14 protein-coding genes are annotated in these 20,354 nt (G+C 67.4%); 11 read left to right on the top strand and 3 right to left on the bottom strand.

All coding sequences use genetic code 11. The annotated features are described in order from the left end of the window. Positions 1–4: 4 nt before the first annotated feature. On the bottom strand, positions 5–622 hold the full coding sequence (locus tag FHW85_RS06920) for an alpha-ketoglutarate-dependent dioxygenase AlkB (RefSeq protein WP_168647791.1): 618 nt from the start codon (positions 620–622) through the stop codon (positions 5–7). Next, on the bottom strand, positions 619–2,028 hold the full coding sequence (locus FHW85_RS06915; RefSeq protein ID WP_168647790.1) for an amidase: 1,410 nt from the start codon (positions 2,026–2,028) through the stop codon (positions 619–621). Before FHW85_RS06915 ends, FHW85_RS06920 begins: the two co-directional genes overlap by 4 nt. Positions 2,029–2,206: 178 nt before the next feature. Between FHW85_RS06915 and FHW85_RS06910 the strand changes: the two genes are divergently transcribed. From FHW85_RS06910 to FHW85_RS06880, 7 genes are all read left to right on the top strand, one after another. After that, positions 2,207–3,808 (top strand): electron transfer flavoprotein-ubiquinone oxidoreductase, encoded by a 1,602-nt coding sequence (locus FHW85_RS06910; RefSeq protein WP_168647789.1) that lies wholly within the window; start codon positions 2,207–2,209, stop codon positions 3,806–3,808. Positions 3,809–3,872: 64 nt separating this feature from the next. Then, entirely contained in the window at positions 3,873–5,909 is a 2,037-nt protein-coding gene (locus FHW85_RS06905) for a glycosyltransferase (protein WP_246866688.1), read from the top strand. Between the two features lie 106 nt (positions 5,910–6,015). Next, positions 6,016–6,762 (top strand): electron transfer flavoprotein subunit beta/FixA family protein, encoded by a 747-nt coding sequence (locus tag FHW85_RS06900; RefSeq protein WP_167257059.1) that lies wholly within the window; start codon positions 6,016–6,018, stop codon positions 6,760–6,762. A gap of 21 nt (positions 6,763–6,783) precedes the next feature. Then, on the top strand, positions 6,784–7,725 hold the full coding sequence (locus FHW85_RS06895) for an FAD-binding protein (protein WP_167257060.1): 942 nt from the start codon (positions 6,784–6,786) through the stop codon (positions 7,723–7,725). A gap of 233 nt (positions 7,726–7,958) precedes the next feature. Then, complete coding sequence (locus FHW85_RS06890; protein WP_167257061.1) at positions 7,959–8,687, top strand: class I SAM-dependent methyltransferase; 729 nt, start codon at positions 7,959–7,961, stop codon at positions 8,685–8,687. An 87-nt stretch (positions 8,688–8,774) separates the two neighbouring features. Further along, complete coding sequence (locus FHW85_RS06885; RefSeq protein WP_167257062.1) at positions 8,775–9,158, top strand: GtrA family protein; 384 nt, start codon at positions 8,775–8,777, stop codon at positions 9,156–9,158. After that, the gene (locus FHW85_RS06880; protein ID WP_167257063.1) at positions 9,155–10,168 is read left to right on the top strand and encodes a glycosyltransferase family 2 protein; all 1,014 of its coding nucleotides are present in this window, start codon (positions 9,155–9,157) and stop codon (positions 10,166–10,168) included. Before FHW85_RS06885 ends, FHW85_RS06880 begins: the two co-directional genes overlap by 4 nt. Before the next feature lie 22 nt (positions 10,169–10,190). Here FHW85_RS06880 and FHW85_RS06875 read toward each other — a convergent pair whose 3' ends face one another. After that, the gene (locus tag FHW85_RS06875; RefSeq protein WP_168647788.1) at positions 10,191–12,299 is read right to left on the bottom strand and encodes a glycosyltransferase family 39 protein; all 2,109 of its coding nucleotides are present in this window, start codon (positions 12,297–12,299) and stop codon (positions 10,191–10,193) included. Between the two features lie 318 nt (positions 12,300–12,617). On the opposite strand from FHW85_RS06875, the gene FHW85_RS06870 reads away from it, so the two are divergent. The 4 genes from FHW85_RS06870 to FHW85_RS06855 are packed head-to-tail and all read left to right on the top strand — an operon-like array spanning position 12,618 to position 20,338. Further along, positions 12,618–13,463: an ABC transporter permease gene (locus FHW85_RS06870; RefSeq protein WP_168647787.1), complete on the top strand. Its 846-nt coding sequence runs from the start codon at positions 12,618–12,620 to the stop codon at positions 13,461–13,463. After that, positions 13,453–14,814: an ABC transporter ATP-binding protein gene (locus FHW85_RS06865; RefSeq protein WP_167257066.1), complete on the top strand. Its 1,362-nt coding sequence runs from the start codon at positions 13,453–13,455 to the stop codon at positions 14,812–14,814. Before FHW85_RS06870 ends, FHW85_RS06865 begins: the two co-directional genes overlap by 11 nt. Then, positions 14,814–19,220, top strand: coding sequence for a glycoside hydrolase family 99-like domain-containing protein (locus FHW85_RS06860; protein ID WP_168647786.1), 4,407 nt, complete (start codon positions 14,814–14,816; stop codon positions 19,218–19,220). The genes FHW85_RS06865 and FHW85_RS06860 overlap by 1 nt, the downstream gene beginning before the upstream one ends. 5 nt (positions 19,221–19,225) lie before the next feature. Beyond that, a complete protein-coding gene (locus tag FHW85_RS06855; protein ID WP_210427726.1) occupies positions 19,226–20,338 on the top strand; it encodes a glycosyltransferase family 4 protein in 1,113 nt (370 codons plus the stop codon). The last annotated feature ends 16 nt before the right edge of the window (positions 20,339–20,354 follow it).

Raw genomic sequence — 20,354 nt, 5'->3', positions numbered from 1 at the left:
CCGCTCAGCGGCGCGCGTCGATCCAGCGGAAGGTAAGGTTGATGCGCGGGCCGACCGCCGCCGAAGTGCGCGGCAATGAGTGCTGGTAGTTCCGCTGCGTTTCGCCCGACATGCACAGCAGGCTGCCATGTGGCAGTTCCAGGCCGCGCACGTCGCGCGGGCTGGCATCTTTCGCGCGCGGACGCAGGCAGAAGCGCCGCTCCGCGCCCAGGCTCACCGAGGCGATCACCGGCCGCGGCCCCAGCTCCGGTTCGTCGTCGCTATGCCAACCCATCGCATCGCGCCCGTCGCGGTAGAGATTGGCCAGCACGCTGTTGAAGCGCGCGCCGCAGGCCTGCTGCGCGCGCCAGCGCAGCGAGGCCAGTGCTTCGGTCCACGGGTGAGGCTCGAAGCGGGTGCGCGAATAAACATAGGTGGCGTCGGAGTCGCCGACCCAGCAGCTCAGGCGCGGCGAATCCACCTCGCGCCCGAACATGCGGATGCGGTGCACCTCCCAGGCGATCGAACCGCGCAGTTCCTCCAGCAAGCTGTCCGCTTCGTCCTGCGCCAGCCAGTGCGGCAGCAGGCGCAGTTCCGCGCCCGGCAACGGGATCGGCTGCCATGGCTGCGCAAACAAGGTCATGCGAGCGGACGCGGCTCCACGGGGTAGACCGGTTCCGCATCGAGCGTCGCCGCGCACACCTCGGCCAGCTCCAGCAGGCGCAGATCCGAACCGCGCGCGCCGACCAGCTGCATGCCCACCGGCATGCCGTCCGGCAGCGTGCCCATCGGAATGCTCACCGCCGGACAGCCGGCGAGGCTGGCGAAGCTGGTCAGGTCGGCCTGCGAATCCGGCACCGCGCCGCCCAGCGGGAACGCGCCCTGCGGCGTGGTCGGCAGCACCAGCACGTCGACCTGGGCGAACAGGCGGCGCATCTTCAGCGTGGCCGCGTCCAGCACGCGGTCGGCCACGGCGTAATCGGCCGCGCTCTTGGTGGCGGCGTAGGAAAGCATGTGGCGGAAGCGTTCCGACGGCGGATGCGCGCGGTCTTCCAGGTCGGCGGCGAAGGTGCTGAGCATCTCCGCTTCCATCAGGAACAGGCCGGCGCGGCGGGTGCGGGCGAAGTCCCAGTCGGTGAAGTCCACCGCGCGGCGTTCGCCCAGTTCGCGCGGCAGGCGCGACAGCGCGTCTTCGAACACGTCGATCACCGCCGGCTCCACGCCCACCGCGGCGAGGTCCGGCAGCAGGCCGCAGCGCAGGTTGCCCGGCTCCCAGTCCGGCGGCGCGAAGGCCACGCGGCGGCGGCGCGAGCGCGCATCGTCGGCGTCGTAGCCGGCCAGCACCTGCAGCAGCACGGTCAGATCGTTGGCGCTGCGCGCCAGCAGGCCCACCGCATCCAGGCGACGCGCCGCGGGCACCAGGCCGCGCGCGGAGATTTCGCCGTGGGTGGGCTTCAGCGCGTATACGCCGCAATAGCTGGCGGGGATGCGGATCGAGCCGAGGCTGTCCGAACCGATCGCCGCCACCGCCAGGCCCGAAGCCACCGCCGCGGCCGCGCCGCCGGAGGAGCCGCCGGCGGTATAGCCATGGCGATGCGGGTTGTGGGTGGGGCCGTAGTGCGGATTGTCGGTGGCCGCGCCCAGCGCGCCCTCGTCCATATTGGTCTTGCCCAGCAGCACCGCGCCGGAAGCGCGCAGCCGCGCCACCGCATGGGCGTCGCCTTCCGCCGCCTGCGCGCGGCCCGGCAGGCCGGCGCGGGTGGGCCAGCCGGCCACGTCGAAGTTGTCCTTGATCGCCACCGGCAGGCCGTCGAGCCGGCCCAGCACACCGTCGCGGCGGCGATGCTGCGCCGCGCGGGCCTGTTCGCGCAGCAGGCCGGGGCTCAAGCCCACGAAAGCATTGAGCTGCGGATTCAGACGCTCGATGGCTTCCTGGTAGACCTCGGCCAGTCCCTCCGGCTGGACCCTCCCGGCGGCAAGCCAGTGCAGCAGTTGGCAAAGCGTGGCGCGACGCTGGTCATGGTCGGAGATCGGCGGCAATGGATTCATGAAGTCTCCCTGGTGGCGGGATCGATTATCGATGGCGCGGGTTAAGCGTTTGCAAGCGGTGCTGCACCATGCGTTGCCGCACAGTGCACGAAACCGGACAATGGCGCGCTGAGATGGCCCCGGCCACCTCGCCACAGCCTGCACACCACCAGCCAGCCAGAACCTTCCGGAGCGACCGATGAGCGAACGCGAAATCATGGAATACGACGTCGTCGTCGTGGGCGCGGGCCCCGCCGGCCTGTCGTTCGCGATCCGGCTCAAGCAGCTCAAGCCCGAGGTGAGCGTGTGCGTGATCGAGAAGGCCTCGACCATCGGCGCGCAGATCCTGTCCGGCGCCGTGATCGAACCGCAGCCGCTGGATGCGCTGCTGCCCGGCTGGCGCGACAACCCTCCGCCGATCTGCGTGCCGGCCGTGGAAGACGAGTTCTGGCTGCTCAGCAAGACCGGCCACCGCAGCCTGCCGATCCCGCCAGGCATGCACAACAAGGGCAACTTCATCGTCTCGCTGGGCGCCATGTGCGCCTGGCTGGCGCCGCAGGCCGAAGCGCTGGGCGTGGACGTGTTCCCAGGCTTTGCCGCCGCCGACAACATCTACGACGAACATGGCGCCGTCGCCGGCGTGCGCATCGGCGACATGGGCGTGGCGAAGGACGGCTCGCACAAGCCCGGCTATACCCAGGGCATCGACATCAAGGCCAAGGTCACCGTGCTGGCCGAAGGCGCGCGCGGCAGCCTCACCAAGCAGCTGATCAAGCGCTTCGAGCTGGACAAGGACAGCGACCCGCAGGGCTACTCCATCGGCATCAAGGAGCTGTGGCAACTGCCGCCCGGCCGCGTCACCCCCGGCAAGATCGTGCACAGCTTCGGCTGGCCGGCCGACAGCCACACCTACGGCGGCAGCTTCCTGTATCACCTGGACAAGGACCGCGTGGCGCTGGGCTACGTCAGCGGCCTGGACTACAGCGACCCGGACTACCAGCCGTGGGAAGCCTTCCAGCAGTGGAAGAACCACCCGTCGATGAAGCCGCTGCTGGAAGGCGGCAGCATCCTGTCGGCCGGCGCGCGCGCCATCGTCACCGGCGGCTGGCAGTCGCTGCCGAAGCTGGAGATGCCCGGCGCCCTGCTGATCGGCGACACCGCCGGCCTGCTCAACGTGCCGAAGATCAAGGGCACGCACCAGGCGATCCGCAGCGGCATGCTCGCCGCCGAACATCTCGCCGCCAGCGCATTGAACCCGACCGGCTTCGACGCGAAGCTGCGCGGCTCGGACGTGATGGCGGAACTCAAGAAGGTCCGCAACATCAAGCCCGCCTTCAAGAAGGGCCTGTGGTTCGGCATGCTCAACGCCGCCTGGGAAACCGTCACCGGCGGCGCGTCGCCGTGGACGCTCAAGAACAAGGCCGACTGGTCGTCGCTGCACAAGCTCGGCCAGCAGGAAGAACCCAAGCGCGACTACGTGCAGCGCGAACTGCCGCCGCGCGACCGCCTGGCCGGCGTGTACTTCGCCGCCACCGAGCACGACGAAGACCAGCCCGTGCACCTGCACGTGGCCGACACCTCGATCTGCGTGACCAGGTGCGCTGAGGAGTACGGCAACCCCTGCCAGCGCTTCTGCCCCGCCAACGTCTACGAGATCGTGCAGGACGAAGCCGGCAAGCGGCTGCAGATCAACGCCGCCAACTGCGTGCACTGCAAGACCTGCGACATCAAGGACCCGTACCAGATCATCAACTGGGTCACTCCCGAGGGCGGTTCGGGCCCGAACTACCAGAACCTCTGAGCGGAACGAGGGTATCCAGCTGGCAGCCAAGCTCTACTGGCGGTTCAAGCGCCTCGGTTACCTGTTGCAGCGCGCGCGCGCCAGCCTGGCGCTGCGCGGCTGGCATGGGACAGCGCAACGCGTGCTGCAGGAATTCCGCCGGATTCCCGAAGAAGACGAAGCACTGTCGCTGCTGCCGCTGGACGAGCCGTTCGCGCCGTTCGCGGTACCGCGCGCCGAGGCGCCGCGCGTGTCCATCGTCATTCCCACCTACGGCAAGCTGCCCTACACGCTGGCCTGCCTGCGCTCGATCGTGCTGCATGCCAGCGCCACGCCGATCGAGATCATCGTGGTCGACGACGCCGCGCCCGACGACAGCGCCGCGGTGCTGGCCGGCGTAACGGGCCTGCGCGTGCTGCGCAACGAACGCAACCTGGGCTTCATCGGCAGCTGCAACGCCGGTGCGCAGGCGGCGCGCGGCGAGTTCCTGCTGTTCCTCAATAACGACACGCAGGTCACCTCCGGCTGGATGGAGGCGCTGCTGCAATGCTTCGCCGAGCGCTCCGACTGCGGCATCGCCGGCAGCAAGCTGGTCTATCCCGACGGCCGGCTGCAGGAAGCGGGCGGGCTGGTGTTCGACGACGGCAGCTGCTGGAACCTGGGGCGCTTCGAGAGCCGCGATGCGCCGGCCTGGCAGTTCCGGCGCGAGGTGGACTACGTCTCCGGCGCGGCGCTGATGATCCGCCGCACGCTGTTCGAATACGTCGGCTGCTTCGATACCTTGCTTTCGCCGGCCTATTACGACGACACCGACCTGGCCTTCGCCGTGCGCGCCGCCGGCTGGCGCGTGTACTACGAGCCCGCCAGCATGGTGATCCATTGCGAGGGCATCAGTGCCGGCACGGATCTGAGCAGCGGCATGAAGCGCTTCCAGACCATCAACCAGGACAAGTTCGTGGCCAAGTGGCGCGGCGTGCTGGCCGGCCATCCGTCGCGGCAGACCGCGCTGGACCAGGCCGTGCACTGGCGCGCGCGCGGCCGCCTGCTGGTGGTGGACGGCACCACGCCCGATGCCTCGCGCGATTCGGGTTCGCTGCGCCTGATGGAGATGTTCGAGATCTTCCGCAGCCTCGGCTGGAGCGTCACCTTCTGTCCGGACGACACGCGCACCTCGCGCGCGGACATGCACCGGCTGGGGCGTTTCGGCGTGGAGATCCTGGCGTTGTCCTCCGCCGAAGGCCTGCCGCGCTGGCTGGCCGAGCACGGCAAGGAACTGCGCGCGGTGATGCTGTGCCGCCACACCGTGGCCGGGCAGTACCTGCATATCGTGCGGCAGCATGCGCCGCAGGCGAAGCTGATCTTCGATACGGTCGACCTGCATTTCGTGCGCGAACAGCGCGCGGCGGAACTGAGCGGGCAGGCCTCGATGCTGCGCCAGGCCAAATTGTCGCGGCAGAGCGAACTGACCCTGATCGCCGACAGCGACGTCACCTTCGTGGTCAGCCCCGACGAGCAGGCCCTGCTGCGCAGCCTGGCGCCGGCCGCGCGGGTGGAGCTGGTGTCCAATATCCACGTGATCCACGGCTGCACCAAACCGCATGCGGAGCGCCGCGGCCTGCTGTTCGTCGGCGGCCACGGGCATCCGCCGAATGTGGATGCGATGCGCTGGATCGCCGGCGCCATCCTGCCGGAGCTGCGCAAGGTCGATCCGGACGTCGTCGTGCACATCCTGGGCGACATTTCGGATGCGCTGCGCGCCGAGCTGGCGCAGGACGGCCTGCAGTTGCACGGCCGCGTGGCCGACCTCGATCCGTGGATGGAAACCTGCCTCGCCTCGCTGGCGCCGCTGCGTTTCGGCGCCGGAGTGAAGGGCAAGATCAACATGTCGATGAGCTACGGGCTGCCGGTGATCGCCACGCCGCTCGCGGTCGAGGGCATGCACCTGCACGACCGCGACAACGTGCTGCTGGCCGGCGAGGCCGAAGCCTTCGCCGCGGCCTATCGCCAGCTGCGCGACGACCCGGCGCTGTGGTCGCGGCTTTCCGCCGCGGGCCTGGACAATATCCGCCATTACTTCTCGGTCGAAGCGGCCACGCGCACCTTGCAGCGCGTATTGAACTGAACGCGCCCAGCCGGGCCGCGCCGCGGCCTCCTTCATACAAGTGTTTGAAAATGGTTAGAATGGAGGCTTCCGCCCTGGCGGGCGGCTCACCATGAAGGACCCGCAGATGAAGATTCTTGTCGGCTACAAGCGTGTGGTGGACTTCAACGTCCGCATCCAGGTCAAGCCCGATGGCACGGGTGTGATGACCGACGGCGTCAAGCTGTCGGCCAACCCGTTCGACGACATCGCCCTCGAAGAGGCCCTGCGCCTGCGCGAGAAAGGCATCGCCACCGAAGTGGTGGTAGTGGGCATCGGCCCGGCCGACCTGACCGCGCACCTGCGCAATGGCCTGGCGATGGGCGCCAACCGCGCCATCCACGTGGTCACCGCCGACGAAGTGCAGCCGCTCACCGCCGCGCGCACCCTGCTCAAGCTGGTCGAGAAGGAGCAGCCCGAGCTGGTCATCCTGGGCAAGCAGGCGATCGACGACGACGCCAACCAGACCGGCCAGATGCTGGCCGCGCTGTGGGACCGCCCGCAGGCCACTTTCGCCAGCAAGGTGGAGATCGCCGACGGCAAGGCCACGGTTACCCGCGAAGTGGACGCGGGCCTTGAGACGATCGAAGCGCAGCTGCCGGCGGTGATCACCACCGACCTGCGCCTCAACGAGCCGCGCTTCATCAAGCTGCCGGACATCATGAAAGCCAAGTCCAAGCCGATCGACACCATCGAGTTCGGCTCGCTAGGCGTGGAAGCCCACGACCAGCTCAAGACCACGCAGTACGCCGCGCCGCCGAAGCGCAGCAAGGGTGTGATGGTCAAGGACGCCGCCGAACTGGTGGCCGCGCTCAAGCAGAAGGGCCTGCTCTAAGCAGGTTGCCGGGAGATCGATATGAGCAAGATTCTGGTTATCGCCGAACACCTCAACGGCAAGCTGAACCCCTCCACCGCCCGCGCCGTCAGCGCCGCCGCCGCCGTCAAGGGCGAAGCGATCGACGTGCTGGTGCTGGCCGACAACGTCGACGCCATCGCCGCCGAGGCCGCGCGCATCGAGGGCGTGAGCAAGGTGCTCACCATCGCGCGAGCCGAGAACGCGCATCCGCTGGCCGCCGTGCTGGCGCCGCAGGTGGCCAAGGCCGCCGCCGGCTACAGCCACGTATTCTTTCCCTCCACCACCTTCGGCAAGGACGTGGCGCCGCGCGCCGCTGCCCTGCTCGGCGTGGCGCAGGTGAGCGACGTGATGTCGGTGGAAAGCGCGCACACCTTCAAGCGCCCGATCTACGCGGGCAACGCCATCGTCACGGTGGAAGCGAACCCGGCGCACGCCGTGGTCGCCACCATCCGCACGGCCTCCTGGCCGGCTGCCGCCACGGGTGCGAACAGCGCGCCGGTGGAAGCCGTCAGCGTCGATGCCGCGCTGCCGACGCATACGCGCTTCGTCAATCTCCAGCAGGGCAAGAGCGACCGCCCCGACCTGCAGAGCGCCAGCAAGGTGGTCTCCGGCGGCCGCGGTGTCGGCTCGAAGGAAAACTTCGAGATCATCTTCAAGCTCGCCGACAAGATCGGCGCCGCCGTGGGCGCTTCGCGCGCCGCGGTGGATGCGGGCTACGTGCCGAACGAACTGCAGGTCGGCCAGACCGGCAAGATCATCGCGCCGGAGCTGTACCTCGCCTTCGGCATTTCCGGCGCTATCCAGCACCTGACCGGCATCAAGGACGCCGGCACCATCGTGGCGATCAACAAGGACGGCGAAGCGCCGATCTTCGAGATCGCCGACATCGGTCTGGTGGGCGATCTGTTCAAGCTGATTCCGGACATCGAACAGGCGCTCTGAGCGATCTTTTCAAGCTCGCGTTCGACCTCGAGGGGTGGCGAAGGCCACCCCTTTTTATTTTCCTTATCAGAAAGCCGCGTATTCCCGCGGCGCCGGTTGAACTCCACCAGGCCTTGTGGTGTTATCCCGAAATACCTTGCGAATCGCGCGATATTGGTGTCCTGCTGACCTTGACAAGTCATCAACACCATGTGGATGCGTCGCCGTCGCGTCATTTCATAGAAAGGCCCGGAATGGATTTCTTCAAAGCCAAGGCAAAACGCGAGCTTCCCTCGAACCCCGGCTATTGCCCGTGCTGCGGCAAGAACACGCGGTTCGTCGAGCATGGCCCGTGGCTGCGCGACGAATATCTTTGCGACAACTGCCGCTCCATTCCGCGCCAGCGGCATCTGATGCTGATCATGGGCGAGCTGTATCCGGAGTGGCGCTCGCTGAGCATTCATGAGTCCTCGCCGTCCAACAACCTGATCGCCAAGGCCTGCAAGGGCTACAGCTATTCGCAATATTTCCCCGACCAGCCGCACGGCAAGACCTTCCGCGGCGTGCGTTGCGAAGACATCGAACATCTCACTTTCCCGGACGGGACCTTCGATATCTTCATCACCCAGGACGTGCTGGAACACGTATTCGACCCGGCCCAGGCGCTGCGCGACATCCATCGCGTGCTGAAGCCCGGCGGCGCGCACATCTTCACCGCGCCCAAGCATGCCGGCCTGGCTACGTCGGTGCGCCGCGCCGAGCTGGACGCGCAGGGCCAGGTGAACCACCTGCTCGAAGCGCAGTACCACGGCAATCCGGTGGGCGACGGCAAGGCGCTGGTCACCTGGGACTACGGCAGCGATTTCGAAGTGCTGGCCTCGGACTGGGTGGGCGGCATCAGCGTGAACACCTTCCATACCCGCAACCGCGACATGGGCATCGACGCGGCCTTCAACGAGGTTTTCGTCATCCGCAAGCGCTGAACGGCGGCGCTTGCGCCCCTGCGGGATGCCGGGCTTCACGCTAGACTGGATCGTTGTGCAGGTTCCGGCACCGTCTTCGGCGAGCGTATGAGCATAGTCAAACAGGGGATCAGCTACGGCTTCATCGGGATCATCCAGATCGTCGTCGACTGGCTGACCTTCATCGGCCTCACCCAGCTCGGCGTCGTGACGGGACCGGCCAACGTCACCGGCCGCGTGGTCGGCGCCTCGCTCGGTTTCTGGCTGAATGGGCGCTTCACCTTCGCCGGTGACGAGGCCCGCCCCCTGCGCACCAAGCACGCCATGAAGTACCTCGTCACCTGGACGCTGACCACGCTGCTCAGCACCGGCGCGGTCATGCTGGCAACCCGGCTCCATGGACTGCACATGGCCTGGGCGGTCAAGCCCGTCGCCGACGTCGCGCTGGCCGGCGTCGGCTTCATCGCCTCGAAGTATTGGATCTACAAATGAACGAAGCGGCCTCGCCTTCCATCGCCATGCCGGTCATCGCGGTGGTCATTCCCAGCTACAAGGTCAAGGACTTCGTCCTCGACGTGGTGGCCTCGGTCCCCGCCCGCATCCAGCAGATCTACGTGGTGGACGACGCCTGCCCGGTCGGCTCGGGCAGGCATGTGCAGGAACACTGCACCGATCCGCGCGTCACCGTGGTCTTCCACGAGGTCAACCGCGGCGTCGGCGGCGCCGTCATGACCGGCTATCGGGCGGCCATCGAAGGCGGTGCCGACGTCATCGTCAAGATCGATGGCGATGGCCAGATGGACCCGGCCCTGATCGACGATTTCGTGGACCCCATCCTGCGCGGCGAAGCCGACTACACCAAGGGCAACCGCTTCTACGACCTGGAAAGCCTGGGCAACATGCCCAGGCTTCGCGTGTTCGGCAATGCGGTTCTTTCGCTGATGGCGAAGGTTTCCACCGGTTACTGGGACCTGTTCGATCCCACCAACGGCTATACGGCCATCCATGCCGACGTCGCGCGCCGGTTGCCGTTCAACCGCATCAGCGAGCGGTATTTCTTCGAGACGGACATCCTGTTCCGCCTCGGCACCTTCCGCGCCGCCGTGGTCGACGTGCCGATGGACGCGAAGTATGGCGATGAAGTCAGCAACCTGAAGATTTCGCGCATTTTCAGCGAGTTTCTGACCAAGCACATCCGCAATACGATCAAGCGGATCTTCTACAACTACTTCCTGCGCGACATGTCGGTGGCATCGCTGGAACTGGTGTTCGGCACGCTGATCCTGCTGTTCGGCCTGATTTTCGGGCTGGTGCACTGGATGCGCTCGGCCGCGGCGCACGTGGCCACCCCGGTAGGCACGATCATCATCGCCGCGCTGTCGATCCTGTGCGGGTTCCAGTTGCTGCTGGCGTTCCTGAACTACGACGTGTCCCACCTGCCGTCCCGCGCCATCCACCGGCGTTCGCCGATGCGCACGCGCAGCAGGGAACGCCAGCACTGAAGGCGCCCGGGGGCGCCCTCACTTACTGCGCCGGCAGCGCCGTCACGCGGACGCGCGCCACGGCCACGCCGAGCGGCACGCCGCCGTCGTTCACCGGCGTGCTTTCGAACCACAGGCTGTCGCTGGGCGTGCTCACGTCGAGCACCAGCTGATGATCCTGTCCGCCGGCGCTCATCGGCACCTTGGCTGCCGCGGTGCCCACTCCGACCGTAATCGACGGGATCTTCGCCGCGTCCGCGGCCCAGCCGAAGAACTCCACGCGCACCCGGCCCGATACCAGCACCGGCAATTCGATGTTCGCGCGCTGCGCCGTGGACCAGCGCCCCCAGCCCTCGCCGGGACGGAAGCCACGGAAGCGCGACGGATTGGCCGCGCTGCTGGTGTCGATCGACAGCGGCACGCCGTCCCACACCGGCTTCTGCGGCGCGACGGGGCGTACGCGCGCGTCTTCCAGCAGATACAGGCGCTGCGTGCCGAGATCGATCTTCCATGCCTCCGGCAGCCGCACGTCCATGCTCGCCGGGGCCACGATCCACTGTGCGCCCTTGGGCACGTGCTGCGCCTCCAGCGCCGTACCGGGCGCCAGTTCCAGCACGTGCTGCTGGGTATCCAGCGCCGCCAGCAGATACGAGGCCTGGCCGAAACGCTCATAGGTGGCCACCAGGCCGGTGCCGGGCGCTTCCTCGCCAAGGAAGGCACGGATCGCCGCGCCATCGGCCAGCACCTGGCGGGTCAGCTCGTTCTCGGCCTTCAGCCAGGCGGACATCTGGCCGTGCGCGGCCAGCATCGCGCCGGCAACGAACACCACATAAGCCAGCCACCTGCGCCGGGTGAACGCGAATGCCGCCCAGCACACCAGGGCCAGCGCCAGCGACAGCCGCAGCGGCCAGCGCGCGACGTGGTCGAAACCCCAGTAAGGGATCTTGCGGTCAAACAGGCCGAACAGATCCGGGTAGTCCCAGGGGTAGAGATGGAACCAGAAGCGGCCCCACAGCACGAAGCTCACCATCGCCGCGAAGCCCAGCAGCGCGACCCAGCGCGGAGCGCCACGCCCCGTCCACCACAGGCCATAGGCCAGCAGGAACGGCAGCAGCGCCTCGAGATAGCGCCCGTGCAGGCGGCCGCGCTCGAATTCCGAACCGGCGGCCGCGGCATCGGTGAACAGCGCCACCATGCTGAGCATCGCCGCCGCCAGCAGGAACAGGAACAGCGTGAGCTTGCGGCGCGCTTCGTCGATGCCCTCGTCCGCGGCCGCCACCGGCGCGGACGCGCGGCGCCGCGGCAGCCAATGGCGCAGATCCGCCAGCAGCGCCACCACGCCCGGCGCGAAGAACACCAGCCACACCCACACGTGTCCGCCCACATAGCCGGCGATCGAACCCAGGCTCTTCAGCAGGTAATGCGGATCGCGCAGCTGGTCGAGGTAGGCCTGGTAAAACGAGGCGACGATGGCCGAGGACCCGGCCGGATCCAGCACGTGCCTCAGCAGCTTGATCAGGAGCACCGTGCAGGCCAGATACCCCACCGCCTGCAGCAGGCCCAGCCCCGCGCGCTTCAACGCCGATCCGCCCGCGGCGAGTCCCACGCGGCTCCACGCCAGATACGCCGCGCTGGCCAGGATGGCCGCCGCCGCATGCGGCTTGATCAGGTAACCGGTCGCGCTGACCAGCGCCGCCAGCACCACCTGCCGCCAGGAACTGGCGCCGCGCTCGGCCAGCCAAACCAGCACGAGCAGATAGATCGAAATCTGGAATTCCACTTCCGGCAGCAACGTCGTCGCATAGAACGAAAACGGCATGGCCAGATACAGCAAGGCGGCCAGCACCGCCGAACGCCGGTCCATGCAGCGGCGGAAGATGCCGAACAGCAGCCAGCCGCCGAGGCAGTACAGCAGGCTGTTGAACAGGCGGCCCACGGTGTCGGCATGCTGCACCGAACCGGTGGCCCAGGCGCGGTAAAGCCAGGGATAGACCTTGTTGTCCACGCGCTGCAGGTAAGGATCGAGCGCAAACAGCTGCTCGCCCGAGGCCTCGTATTTCGCGGCATGGAAATACGCGTACTCGTCGCTGCCCATCACCGGCGAATTGATCGACGCCACGCGGATCGCCATCAGGAAAAACGCCACGAGCATGGCCATCCACAACAGGCGCGGTGCGTTTCCGGCGTTTTCGCCGGGACCACCGTCAATTCTTGTATCCATGCATTTCCTCTTGGCCTTCAATGCCCGCGCCGCGGAAACGAGCCGCGGGCCGTGCCGAATTCCGCCGATTGCCGATGAATCCCCTACGGAAGCAGCCATCCCGCCCCTGCGCCGCCGGAATCTTCTAATTTACCGCACGGTCAGCCACGCCGGGCAATTTTCCTACTCTCATCCCAGGGCAGCCGGTATAATTACCGGTTTAGCGATGACGGCCTTGACCGGAAGTCAGTCCAGACTATTCAGGCACTTATGACGCCATCGACCATACTCAGTTCCCGCCAGCAGTACCGCAGCGGCCCCAGGGCGATTGCCGGGAGCTTCTTAAGCCACCGGGCGCTGATCGCCTCCCTGATCCGCCGCGACATCGCCTCGCGCTATCGCGGTTCGGCGCTGGGCATGGCGTGGGCCATTCTCAATCCGCTGATCATGCTGCTGATCTACACCTTCGTGTTCAGCCAGGTGTTCAAGATGCGCTGGGGCGGCACCGCCACCGATCCGTCGGAATTCGCGCTGATGCTGTTCGCCGGCATGCTGGTCTTCAATTTCTTTGCCGAGTGCGTGAATCGCGCGCCGGGCGCGGTCACCGCCACGCCCAACCTGGTCAAGAAGATCGTCTTTCCGCTGGAAACCCAGGCCTGGGTCATCGCCGGCTCCAGCCTGTTCCAGGCGGCCATCAGCCTGGGCATCCTGCTGCTGGCGCACGTGGTGATGAAGGGCGTGCCGCCGTGGACCTTCGTGCTGATCCCGCTGGTGTTCGTGCCGCTGGTGCTGCTAGTGCTGGGCGTGGTGTGGTTTCTGTCGGCGCTGGGCGTGTACCTGCGCGACATCGGCCAGCTGGTCGGCCACCTGGTGATGATGACCATGTTCCTGTCGCCGCTGTTCTATCCGGTCACGGCGATTCCGGAGAGCTTTCGTTCGCTGTTCTATTTGAATCCAATGACCTTCCTGATGGGCGAATCGCGCAAGGTGCTGATCCTGGGCACGCTGCCCGACTGGGGCATGCTCGGCCTCTTCACGCTGGGCGGCCTGCTGATCGCCAGCTTCGGCTTCTGGTGGTTCCAGCGCACGCGCCGGGGTTTTGCCGATGTCCTCTGATCTGGCCATCCGCGTCAGCGGCGTAAGCAAGTGCTACAACATTTATGAAAGCCCGATGCACCGGCTGGTGCAGTCGTTCTATCCGCGCGCGGCGCGGGTGATCGGCAGCGTCGGCGCGCAGCGCCTCGCCGGCCAGCTGCGCGAGCGCCGCCACTACAAGGAATTCTGGGCCCTGCGCGGCATCGACTTCCAGGTGCGCCGCGGCGAGACCATCGGCGTGGTCGGCAAGAACGGTTCCGGCAAGTCCACCCTGCTGCAGATGATCGCCGGCACCCTGGCGCCGACTGCGGGCGACATCGAAGTCCACGGCCGCGTGGCCGCGCTGCTGGAACTGGGTTCGGGCTTCAATCCGGATTTCACCGGCATCGAGAACATCCGCCTCAACGCGGCGGTGCTCGGGCTGTCGGCGGCGGAGCTCGACCAGCGCATGGACGCGATCCTCGCGTTCGCCGACATCGGCGACTTCGTCAACCGCCCGGTCAAGACCTATTCCAGCGGCATGGTGGTGCGCCTGGCCTTCGCGGTGCAGGCACAGGTCGATCCGGACGTGCTCATCGTCGACGAAGCGCTCTCGGTAGGCGACGCCAAGTTCCAGTCCAAGTGCTTCGCGCGCCTGGATACGCTGAAGGAAGCCGGCACCTCGATCCTGTTCGTGTCGCATTCCACCGAGCAGATCGTCAGCCACTGCGACCGCGCCATCCTGCTGCACGAAGGCCTGATGCACCAGGAAGGCCAGCCCAAGGACGTGGTCCACACCTATCTGGACCTGCTGTTCGGCAAGGCCCGGCGCGCCATCGCCCGCGACGAAGCCGCGGCCGGCACGGCACCGGGCGAAGCCGACGCCGATGCCGACGGCGTGCTGGTCAGCGGCGGCTTCGAGACGCGCCCGAACTACAACCCCTACGAATACCGCTGGGGCGACGGCACGGTGCGCATCGAGGATTTCCGCATGCAGTCCTCGCACGCCTGGGATCCGTCGACAGTGGAACCCGGGGACCGCCTCAAGCTGATGCTGCGCGTGCGCTTCGAAGAAGCCATCCCGCGGCCGATCTTCGGCCTGACCGTGAAGACGAAGGACGGCGTCACCGTGTTCGGCACCAACTCGGAGCTGATCGAATACGACGTCGATCGCCTGGGCGGACGCGGCACCACCGCGGACGTCAGTTTCGAATTCGATTGTCGCCTTGGACCGGGCGACTATTTCCTGTCGGTGGGGGTTGCCAGCCATAACGGCGTCGAAGTCGTGCCGCACGACCGCCGCTACGATTCCATCCATCTGAACGTCAACGGCAAGGGCTTTTTCGGCCTGGCCATGCTCGACGTGCGGATGGACGCCAAGGAGAGCCCCTGATGAACGTTGCCGCCGCATCTCTTGCCGAGGCGCTGCGCAGCGCCGGCTACGTGCTCGACGCCGAGCACCGCGTGTGGTCGCATGCCACCCGTCCGGCCAAGCCCTTCGCCTATTCCGACGGCGACGAAGTCGAGCAGCGCATCCGCCATGCGATCGCCTCGAGCAGCGACGTATCGCTGTTTTCCACCGAGCTTGAGCGCCACCAGATCGACTGGCCGTCGGTCTATCACCTGAGCGCCGACCGCGCGAACCTGCTGCGCCCGATCGGCAAGCTGTTCGCCGGCGCGCGCGTGCTGGAGATCGGCGCCGGCTGCGGCGCCATCACGCGCTACCTGGGCGAATGCGGTGCGCAGGTGCTGGCGCTGGAAGGCAGCCCGCGCCGCGCCTCCATCGCCGCCTCGCGCTGCCGCGACCTGCCCGGCGTGACGGTGATGAACGACCGCTTCGACGCGCTGGAGACCGACGCGAAGTTCGACGTGGTCACCCTGATCGGCGTGCTCGAATACGCGCGCATGTACACCGCCGGCGAGGATCCCATCGCCGAGACGCTGCGCCGCGCGCACCAGCTGCTCAGCGACGACGGCGTGCTGATCGTGGCGATCGAGAACCAGCTGGGCCTGAAGTATTTCGCCGGCATTCCCGAGGACCACCTCGGCCGCGCCATGGCCGGCATCGAGGACGGCTACCGCCGCGACGGCGTGGTCACCTTCGGCAAGCAGGAGCTGCAGCGGCGCATCGCCGCCGCCGGCTATGCGCGCAGCGAAGTGGCCATGCCGTTCCCCGACTACAAGCTGCCGGGCAATGTGATCCTGCCGGCGGCGCTGCAGGCCGGCGACGCCTTCGACGCCGCCTCGCTGGCCGGCCAGGCCTCGCGCAAGGACCGCCAGATCCGCTATTCGCCGCTGTTCTCCATGAGCCGCGCCTTCGCCGTGCTCGGGCGCAACGGCCTGCTCGACGACATGGCCAACTCGTTCCTGGTGATCGCCGGCAAGAGCCAGGCCTCGGCCACGTTCGAGCAGCTCGCGCCGGGCGTGCTGGCGGAGCTGTATTCCACCCAGCGCCACCCCGCCTACAAGAAGCTCAGCCGCTTCACGCGCAGCGGCGACGGCGTGCGCGTGTCGCGCGAACGCCTGATTCCTTCGGCCGCGATCGAATCGCGCCTGCTGCTCAACCACGCCACCGAAGAAACCTATCTCGCCGGCCAGCACTGGAGCGAGCGCTTCGAGCAGATCGTGGTGATCCCGGGCTGGAGCCTGCAGGATGTATCGGACTGGTTCGGCCTGTGGCTGCGCGCACTGGCCAAGGCCATGCCCGGTTCGCCCAAGGCGGAGGAACTGGCGATCGATACGCCGGTACCGGCGCAGCTGTTCGACGCCATGCCCGACAACCTCATCGTCGGGCATGACGGCGAGGCGCGCTTCTTCGACCTGGAATGGCATTTCCACGCGCCGCTCACCGTCGGCTATCTCGGCTTCCGCGCGCTCAAGCTCACCTTCGGCACCTTGCTGGGCGTGGCGGTTCCCGCCGACCGCCAGATGCTGCATACCGCCACGCTGATCCGCGAAACCTTCCGCAAGCACGGCTACGTGCTGACGTCCACGCATATCCAGACCTACCTGGACCTGGAAGCCGCGCTGATCGCCGAAGTGCAGGGCCAGTACACCGGAGTGCTGGAGCTGGCCGATTACCAGTCGCACGTGATGTCCGTGGCGCCCGACGTCGGCGGCCTGCTGGCCGGCCATTCGTCGGCGCAGGCGACGCTGGCCGAATCGGCGGAACTGCGCACCGCGATCAGCGAACTGATCGAACGGCTGGATGCTTCCGCCGAAGCCCCGCCGCCGGCCGCGGTACAGCCCGCTCCGCCCCCGGCGATCGACATCGAAGCCGTCAAGCAGGCCGCCAAGCACGAAGCGAAGAACGAAGCACGCGTCGAGCACGAACGCCTGCGCACGGAACTGGACCGCTTCCGCCAGGAGCACGACCGCGTCCGCGCCGAGCAGGAACGCCTGCGCGGCGAACTCGGACAAGCCGAGCAGCAGCGCCAGGCACTCACGGACGAACTGGCGGTCATGCGCCAGTCGCACAGTTGGAAATTGACCGCTCCTCTGCGGAGCGGCAGGACGAAAATGAGCTCTCTGAAAACCCGGCTGCGCCAGCGCACCGTCGCCACCGTCAAGACCGTCTACCGCCGCCTGCCCATCGGCATGGGCACCAAGCTGGCGATCAAGAACGCGCTGTTCCGCGCCTTCGGCCCGCTGCTCAGCCATACCGCGGCTTACCGCCGCTGGCGCGCCTACCAGGGCACGCACGCGCCCAGCCCGAGCTTCACCGTCGCCCCGCCGGCGTACCAGGCGCCCAGCCCGATGCAGAGCTCCGGCACGCTGTGGCAGGCCGACGGCGTGCGCGAGTGGGCCGACTACGGCGCGGTGAAGCAGCGCATCGCCGACAGCACCCAGGCGCTGCGCGCCAGGCGCCAGCCGGCCTCGTTCCCGCTGCTCGATTTCTCGCGCCTCTCCGCCGACGCCGCCGCGGCCAAGGTGAAACTGCCGCTCGCCGCGGCGCAGCCGACCGTGACCATCCTGGTGCCGGCCTACAACCATCTGATCACCACGCTGGAATGCCTGGCGTCGATCGCCGCCGCGCAGCGCCCGGGCGATCCGGATTTCGAAGTGCTGGTGGCCAACGACGCCTCCACCGACGACACCGCCCAGGTGCTGGCCACCATCGCCAACCTGCGCGTGGTCAACCAGCCGGCCAATCTCGGCTTCCTGCGCAACTGCAACACCGCCGCCAGGGAAGCCCGCGGCAAATACCTGCTGTTCCTCAACAACGACGTGCAGGTCACGCCGGGCTGGCTGAAGGCCCTGGTCGACTGCATCGACGGCGACGCCACGGTGGGCGCGGCCGGTCCGCGCATCGTGTATCCCAGCGGCTGGCTGCAGGAAGCCGGCACGCGCTGGCACCGCGACGGCACCGCCGAACTGGTCGGCCTCAATGACCAGCCCGACCTGCCGCGCTACTGCTACAACCGCGACGTGGACTACTGCAGCGGCGCCTGCCTGCTGGTGCGCCAGGCCGAGTTCCAGGTCATGGGCGGCTTCGACGAGCGCTACGCGCCGGCCTACTGCGAGGACTCCGACCTGTGCATGCGCCTGCGCGCCGCCGGCAAGCGCATCGTCTACTGCGGCCAGGCCACCGTGCTGCATCACCTGAGCCTCACTTCGGAAGCGCTGCCCAGCGAGTACAAGCTCAACTGCATCGCGCAAAACCTCGACACCTTCACCTCGCGCTGGCGCGAACAGCTGGACGCGCTCGACACCGTGCGCACCATCGCGTTCTACCTGCCGCAGTTCCATCCGATTCCCGAGAACGACCTGTGGTGGGGCCGCGGCTTCACCGAATGGACCAACGTCAGCAAGGCCCAGCCCAACTACGTCGGCCACTACCAGCCGCGCATGCCGGCGGACCTGGGCTACTACGACCTGCGCCTGCCCGAAGTGCTGGAGAAGCAGGCGGAACTCGCCCGCCGCTACGGCATCGGCGGCTTCTGCTTCTACTACTACTGGTTCGCCGGCCACCGCCTGCTGGAGCGCCCGATCGAGCAGATGCTGGCCACTTCCAAGCCGGACTTCCCGTTCTGCCTGTGCTGGGCCAACGAGAACTGGACGCGCCGCTGGGATGGGCAAGAACACGAGCTGCTGATGGCGCAGAAGCATTCGGACGAGGACGACCTGGCGGTCATCCACGACCTGATGCGCTACTTCCGCCAGTCCAACTACATCCGCATCCACGGCAAGCCGCTGATCCTGGTCTACCGCACCACGCTGTTCCCGGATTTCGCGCGCACCGCCTCGCTGTGGCGCGAGGTGTGCCGCAAGGAAGGCATCGGCGAGATCTACATCGCCCAGGTCGAATCGTTCGAGCTGGCTACCTCCGGCGCCACGCCCGAGCAGTTCGGCTGCGATGCCTCGGTGGAATTCCCGCCGCAGGGCATGGCCGAGCCGATCGCGCTGCCGGGTCAGCAGCTCAATCCGGATTTCCAGGGCGCCGTGGCCGACTACCGCGACATCGCGGTGAAGTACGCCACGCGCGAGCTGCCGCCGTACAAGCGCTTCATGGGCGTGATGCCCGGCTGGGACAACACCGCGCGCCGCCAGCACAACAGCTACTGCTTCGACGCGGCCACCCCGGGCGCGTTCCAGGCCTGGCTGGAAACCACGGTGGAGCGCACCAAGCAGCAGTTCAGCGGCGACGAGCGCATCGTCTTCATCAATGCCTGGAACGAATGGGCCGAAGGCGCCTATCTCGAACCGGACCGCCGCTTCGGCCACAGCTTCCTGCAGGCGCACGCCAACGCGCTGGATGCCGACAAGCTGGCCCGCCACAACAAGTACTCGCTGGGATGAGCGCCATGACCCAACCACTCGTCCTCGTCGGCCATCCCTACGCACCCATCGGCTGCGGCGAAAGCCTGCGCTGCTCGTACCGCGCGCTGCGTTCGGTGGCGGTGCGCCCCGGCCTGCTCGACGTGTACCGCATGAACGTGCCGGACCCGGCCGCCGCGGTCGAATTCGGCCCGGCCCTCACCGACCGGCTCGGCCAGGTGAACGTGTTCCACCTCAACGCCAACGAAGTCGAACAGTCGCTCGCCACGCTGGACATGCGCGCGTTCGAATCGGCGTACAACATCATCTATCCGAATTGGGAGCTGTCGAACTTCCCGGACGAATGGATCGCCGAGCTGGAACGCTTCGACGAAGTGTGGGCGCCGTCGAAGTTCATCGCCGACTCCCTCGAAGGCCGCCTCAGCAAGCCGTTGCGCCACCTGCCGGTGAGCTGCGAAGTGGACCTGAGCAGCTTCCTGGACCGCCGCTACTTCGGCATTCCGGAAAGCGCATACGCCTTCGTGTTCTTCTTCGACTTCCGCTCCTACGCCACGCGCAAGAACCCGGAAGCCGTGGTGCGCGCGTTCCAGCAGCTGGTGGCCAGCCGTCCGCACGCCGACTGCTGCCTGGTGATCAAGCTCAACGGCAGCGAAGTGAACCCGGCAGGGCTGGCAAAGCTGAAGGAAGAGATCAAGCCGCTGCGCGATCGCGTGGTGCTGATCGACCGCACCGTTACCGACAACGAAGTGAAGAACCTGATCCGCTGCTGCGACAGTTTCGTCTCGCTGCACCGCTCGGAAGGTTTCGGCCGCGGCCTAGCCGAAGCGATGTACCTGGGCAAGCCGCTGATCGCCACGGGCTACTCCGGCAACATGGACTTCATGGATGCCACGTCGGCGATGCTGGTGGACTACACGCTGATTCCGGTGAAGGACGGCGAGTATCCGAAGCACGAAGGCCAGGTGTGGGCCGACGCGAACGTCGAGCAGGCGGCGGACTATATGCGCCAGCTGGTGGACGACCATGCGCTGGGCCGCGAACTGGGCCGCAAGGCCAGCCTGATGGTGCGCGAGAAGGTCGGCTATCGCCGGGTGGGCATGAGCTATCGGCGGCGGCTGGCGGAAATCGCCGGCGCCTGACCGGGGCCACGGCGGC

It is taken from the genome of Dyella sp. SG609, assembly GCF_012275375.1.
In the GTDB taxonomy this organism is placed as follows: domain Bacteria; phylum Pseudomonadota; class Gammaproteobacteria; order Xanthomonadales; family Rhodanobacteraceae; genus Dyella_D; species Dyella_D marensis.
This window is presented reverse-complemented; position numbering and strand designations above follow the sequence as displayed.